Origin of the sequence: Sulfurimonas sp., assembly GCF_032250635.1 — a bacterium.
In the GTDB taxonomy this organism is placed as follows: Bacteria; Campylobacterota; Campylobacteria; order Campylobacterales; family Sulfurimonadaceae; genus Sulfurimonas.
This window is the reverse complement of record NZ_JAVVFL010000174.1, coordinates 1-4,581: the sequence shown is the minus strand read 5'-3', so window position 1 is coordinate 4,581 and position 4,581 is coordinate 1. Positions and strand designations below refer to the sequence as shown.

General features: G+C 39.4%; 6 protein-coding genes. 2 read left to right on the top strand and 4 right to left on the bottom strand.

What is annotated here, in order from left to right; translation table 11 throughout:
• The 4 genes from rplI to RQ763_RS09740 form a co-directional block, all read right to left on the bottom strand.
• Positions 1 to 444 (bottom strand): 50S ribosomal protein L9 (gene rplI / locus RQ763_RS09755; protein ID WP_314152691.1); only part of this gene is annotated, 444 nt, incomplete at its 3' end.
• A 9-nt stretch (positions 445 to 453) separates the two neighbouring features.
• Positions 454 to 1,191, bottom strand: coding sequence for a ferredoxin-thioredoxin reductase catalytic domain-containing protein (locus RQ763_RS09750; RefSeq protein WP_314152689.1), 738 nt, complete (start codon positions 1,189 to 1,191; stop codon positions 454 to 456).
• A 12-nt stretch (positions 1,192 to 1,203) separates the two neighbouring features.
• A complete protein-coding gene (locus tag RQ763_RS09745; RefSeq protein ID WP_314152688.1) occupies positions 1,204 to 2,430 on the bottom strand; it encodes an argininosuccinate synthase in 1,227 nt (408 codons plus the stop codon).
• A gap of 149 nt (positions 2,431 to 2,579) precedes the next feature.
• A complete protein-coding gene (locus tag RQ763_RS09740) occupies positions 2,580 to 2,966 on the bottom strand; it encodes a flagellar protein FlaG (RefSeq protein WP_314152687.1) in 387 nt (128 codons plus the stop codon).
• 126 nt (positions 2,967 to 3,092) lie between these two features.
• Between RQ763_RS09740 and RQ763_RS09735 the strand changes: the two genes are divergently transcribed.
• Both RQ763_RS09735 and RQ763_RS09730 read left to right on the top strand, forming a co-directional pair.
• Positions 3,093 to 4,298 (top strand): MFS transporter, encoded by a 1,206-nt coding sequence (locus RQ763_RS09735; protein WP_314152685.1) that lies wholly within the window; start codon positions 3,093 to 3,095, stop codon positions 4,296 to 4,298.
• Positions 4,299 to 4,301: 3 nt separating this feature from the next.
• The coding region (locus RQ763_RS09730) for a DUF808 family protein (protein WP_314152679.1) at positions 4,302 to 4,581 on the top strand (280 nt) is incomplete at its 3' end.

The following is a 4,581-nucleotide window of genomic DNA, read 5'->3' as shown; positions in this document are numbered from 1 at the left end:
CTCTCCCTGAACATCGACATGCAGCGTTGCATGGATTGAGTGACCAAGTTTGAGGTCTAAGTCATGTTCGCCGACTGTTTTAATGGCAACTTTGTCTATAATGTGTTTTTTGTCTATCTCGATATTGTGCTGATCTTGAAGCGCATGCGCTACTTCATCTTTGGTAATTGAGCCAAAAAGATGACCGTTTTGTCCAAGTTTTTTAGTTATTATAATCTCTAATTTGTCAAGTTTTTTCGCAAGATCTTTTAAATCAGCAATCTCTTTCGCAAGCTCTTCTGCCGCCAATCTTTCATCTTCTTTATGTTTAGCCAAAATTTCGGCAGTTGCATGTTTTGCAAAACCTTTTGCTATTAAAAAATTTTGACCGTAGCCATCTTTGACCTCTTTAACTTCGCCTGCTTTGCCCAAAGTTTTGACATCTTTTATGAGTAGAACTTTCATTTTTTCCCCTTATCTCTCTATCTCGCCGCCGTAAGAGACGATTCCATAAGATAAATTTCCGATTTTCGTATATCCCATGTCGTTTAAGATTCTTGCACAATGAGCGCTTCTGCTTCCGACGTGGCAGTATAAAATAATATTTTCATCTTTGTTAAGTTTTGCATCTTCTAGAGCTGCAAAAAAACTGCTTGTAGGAACCAGTTTGTCGGCTCCTTTTATGTGCCCCATCTGCCACTCCATATGTTCGCGCACGTCCACAAGTTTGAAATCTACCATTCCAAGTTCTCTTGCTTCTATGAGAGAAGTTACTTCATCTCCATCAAGTTCGCTTTGGCTTAGCAAAGTTTGTGCTTCCTTTTTTGTTAAGCCGCGAGAGTGTGTGTGAACAGCTTCTTCCATGCCCATCTCTAGAGCTTTTTTGGCAGCATACTCAGGTGTACAGTAGATGCCGCAGTGACAAAGACCATCCTCTGGAATCTCTTTCTCGATTGCAGGCTTACAAGGGCAGATTCTATCTTCTACACTTCTTGGTTTGTCATTAACCGTCTCAACCATAAAGCATGGGCAAAAACGTTTACCGTACATCATCTTGTTTCTTGCCAGACCCATCTGTACGCCTTCGTTTACTTCTGCCTGTGGATTATAAACCCAGCCAAACTGCTTATTTACTTTATCTGTAAAGACAATAGTTTTTTCTAGTTCTGCTTGAAACTCCGGTGAATTCATATCTATTTTTACTATGCTCATGCTTTTTCCTTATTAAAGAGGGTTCTTGTTTTTTCTAGCTTTGCCTTCAATGATAAAACGAAGCGCATTTAGTTTGATGAAACCTGCCGCATCTTTTTGATCATAAACAGCATCCTCTTCAAATGTACAATACTCAGGATTGAAGAGCGAACACTCAGATGAGCGTCCCACTACCGTTACATTTCCTTTGTAAAGCTTTACTTTTACCGTTCCGTTTACATTCTCCTGCGTCTTGTCAATCGCCGCTTGAAGCATTTCACGCTCAGGAGCAAACCAAAAACCGTTATAGATAAGTTTTGCATATTTAGGCATTAACTCATCTTTTAGATGCGCCTCTTCACGGTCAAGTGTGATGGATTCGATGGCACGGTGCGCTTTTAGCATAATAGTTCCGCCTGGAGTTTCATAACATCCGCGGCTCTTCATACCGACAAATCTGTTCTCAACTATATCTACACGACCTATGCCGTGTTTTCCAGCCAGTTTATTTAGAGTTGCTAGCATTGTTGCAGGAGACAGTTCTTGTCCGTTCAATGAAATAGGATCACCATTTTTGTATCCAATCTCTATATACTCAGGAATCTCAGGAGCATCTTCTGGTCTTGTCGTCCATAGCCACATGCTATCTTCTGGCTCTGCATTTGGGTCTTCCAAAATACCGCCTTCATAAGAGATGTGCAACAAGTTTGCATCCGTAGAGTAAGGAGATTTTTTCCCTTTTTTCTCAATTTGGATTCCGTGTGTCTCCGCATAAGCCAAAAGCTTCTCTCTTGAGTTTAAGTCCCACTCTCTCCATGGAGCAATAATTGTTAAAGTAGAGTCTTTGCTAAGATAGCCCATCTCAAATCTTACTTGGTCGTTTCCTTTGCCCGTAGCTCCGTGACTCACGCCATCAGCCCCCGTTAAATGAGCGATTTCAACTTGTCTCTTTGCGATAAGAGGTCTTGCTATAGAAGTTCCTAAAAGATACTCTCCTTCATAGATTGCATTTGCTCTAAACATAGGAAATACATAATCTTTTACAAATTCCTCTTTTAGATCTTCAATAAATATATTTTCAGGCTTAATACCAAGTGAGAGTGCCTTTACACGCGCAGGTTCTACCTCTTCGCCTTGACCTATGTCGGCAGTAAAAGTTACGACTTCGCACTTGTACTCATCTTGTAACCACTTTAAAATAACACTGGTGTCAAGTCCGCCAGAATATGCTAAAACTACTTTTTTAACTTCTCTTTTCATTTAAAAACCTTTGCAAGCAAAATAATTATCGCGATTTTACTACAAAAAGTATTAAAGAATGGTTAGTGGAATTGTATGATTTGATGAGTAGCTGTTGCTGTTTAGTATAAAGTCAGCAAAAAAGAGGTAGAAGTCAAAAGGGCGTAAGATTACCCTTTTGAGTCAAAAAGAATTCCGGAGACTTCTTTCATTTTTGGAAGAAATCCAACTGCTTCTTCGGCAGGAAATCTTCTTATCACTTTGCTTGTTTCAGCTTCAATTACTGAAACATAAAAAATATCTTGAAAGTCAACTCCAAATTTTATATTTGTTGTCAAAGGAGCAAGCGCTTTATTTAGCTCGTTGACTAAATCATGCACCTGCTCCCTCGAATCTACTTTTTGAGAACTTTCTACATTTTCTTGTTGCATCTCTTTGACAATGCTCGCCTGCTTGGGCTGCTCAACTTCTCTTGTTTGAGATGCTCTAGCACCTTGGTTCTCTTGCTGGCTTATCTGAGACTGTTGCTGTTTTGCAATATTTGCTATGCCATCCATGACCTACTCCTTTTCTCAAAGTAAACACTATTATTGCAAACTAAATCGACACAAGAAAAAATAACTTTAGCAAAGTTGATAAAAAAATAACTTTTTTTGTTTTGGATTTATGATAATCTTGCATTTATGAATCAATACATCCAATTACTAAAGTCGGAACCCACGCTTAGAAGACTCTCTACCATACAACTCATCGCCTATTTTGGGGCATGGTTTAGCAATGTTGCCATCTACACGCTTCTTTTGCAGATGAAGGTTTCTCCTGAAGTTGTAGCCTTTACGGCAATGCTGCATTTTCTCTCTGGAATCATACAGGCACCCTTTTCGGGCTCGATAATTGATAACATGAAGCCAAAAAAACTTATGCTGATTTTAATTACAGTTGAGATATTTGCTACGCTTTTTTTGGTATTTGTAAATGAACTCTCGGATTTGTGGCTTCTTTACACGCTCGTGTTTCTTAAGATGGCGGCGGCTAGTTTTTACTTCACAACTGAGATGTCTCTTCTGCCAAAACTCCTAGGAGGAGAGAAGCTTCAAAAGGCAAACGAACTTCACTCCATTATCTGGTCGCTCTCCTATACTTTAGGTATGGCAATTAGCGGTTTTGTTGTTTTTTTGTTTGGGGTAAAAATAGCCTTTATCCTCGATGCCTCCATGTTTGTCGTTGCCTTTTTCCTGCTTTACAGGCTCCACATAGAAGTGGAGTTTATAAAGAGCAAAGAGAGCCTGAAAGAGATGATGCGCGATAGTTTCAGATACTTTAAGAGAAACCCGCATGCCATTCACTTAATGCTTATGCACTCATTTGTAGGATTAACTGCATTTGATGCGCTTGTGGCACTTATGGTAGATAAATATTACGCCTCCATCATTGCAACATCGCTTGCTCTTGGGCTTTTACATGCTTCAAGAGCGGTCGGTCTGGTTATTGGACCTGTGATTCTTGGAAACTGGGTCAACAACAAAAGGTTGGTAAATATTTTTATCTTCCAGGCATTTGCAATCTGGCTCTGGGCATATCTCATGGAAGATTTTTATATGTCGCTCTTTGCAAGCGTAATAGTGGGGCTCTTTACTACTACTTTGTGGTCCTACACATACACTCTTTTGCAAAAAAATATAGAACCGAAATATTATGGGCGAATAGTGGCATATAACGACATGTTGTTTCTAACATCGGCTACGATTACATCTTTTATGATAGGATTTTTGGCAACAAAAGGTTTCTCTTTGGAGTTTATAACATTCCTTATAGGCTTTGGGTTTGTTGTCGGAGCAGTTTATTTTAAATGGGTACTTGCTACTCAAAATATTAAAGAGATAGGATAAAAAATGGCATCAGGGATTTTTTTACTTTTAGACGATATTGCGATGCTCGCGGATGATGTAGCAGTTGCAAGCAAGATAGCTACGCAAAAGACTGCGGCAATTCTAGGAGACGACCTAGCCGTAAATGCACAAAAAGCTACGGGGTTTGACCAATCAAGAGAGCTAAAAGTTATCTGGGCGATTACAAAAGGCTCTTTAAAAAACAAGGCTATCATCCTGCCTGTAGCTTTTCTTTTAACCGCTTTCGCTCCTTTTTTAATTACGGTTATTCTTGTTTTTGGCG

Coding starts and splice junctions, on each gene's coding strand:
- RQ763_RS09750 (WP_314152689.1), bottom strand. CDS start 1,191: ATGAGCATAGTAAAAATAGATATGAATTCACCGGAGTTTCAAGCAGAA.
- RQ763_RS09745 (WP_314152688.1), bottom strand. CDS start 2,430: ATGAAAAGAGAAGTTAAAAAAGTAGTTTTAGCATATTCTGGCGGACTT.
- RQ763_RS09740 (WP_314152687.1), bottom strand. CDS start 2,966: ATGGATGGCATAGCAAATATTGCAAAACAGCAACAGTCTCAGATAAGC.
- RQ763_RS09735 (WP_314152685.1), top strand. CDS start 3,093: ATGAATCAATACATCCAATTACTAAAGTCGGAACCCACGCTTAGAAGA.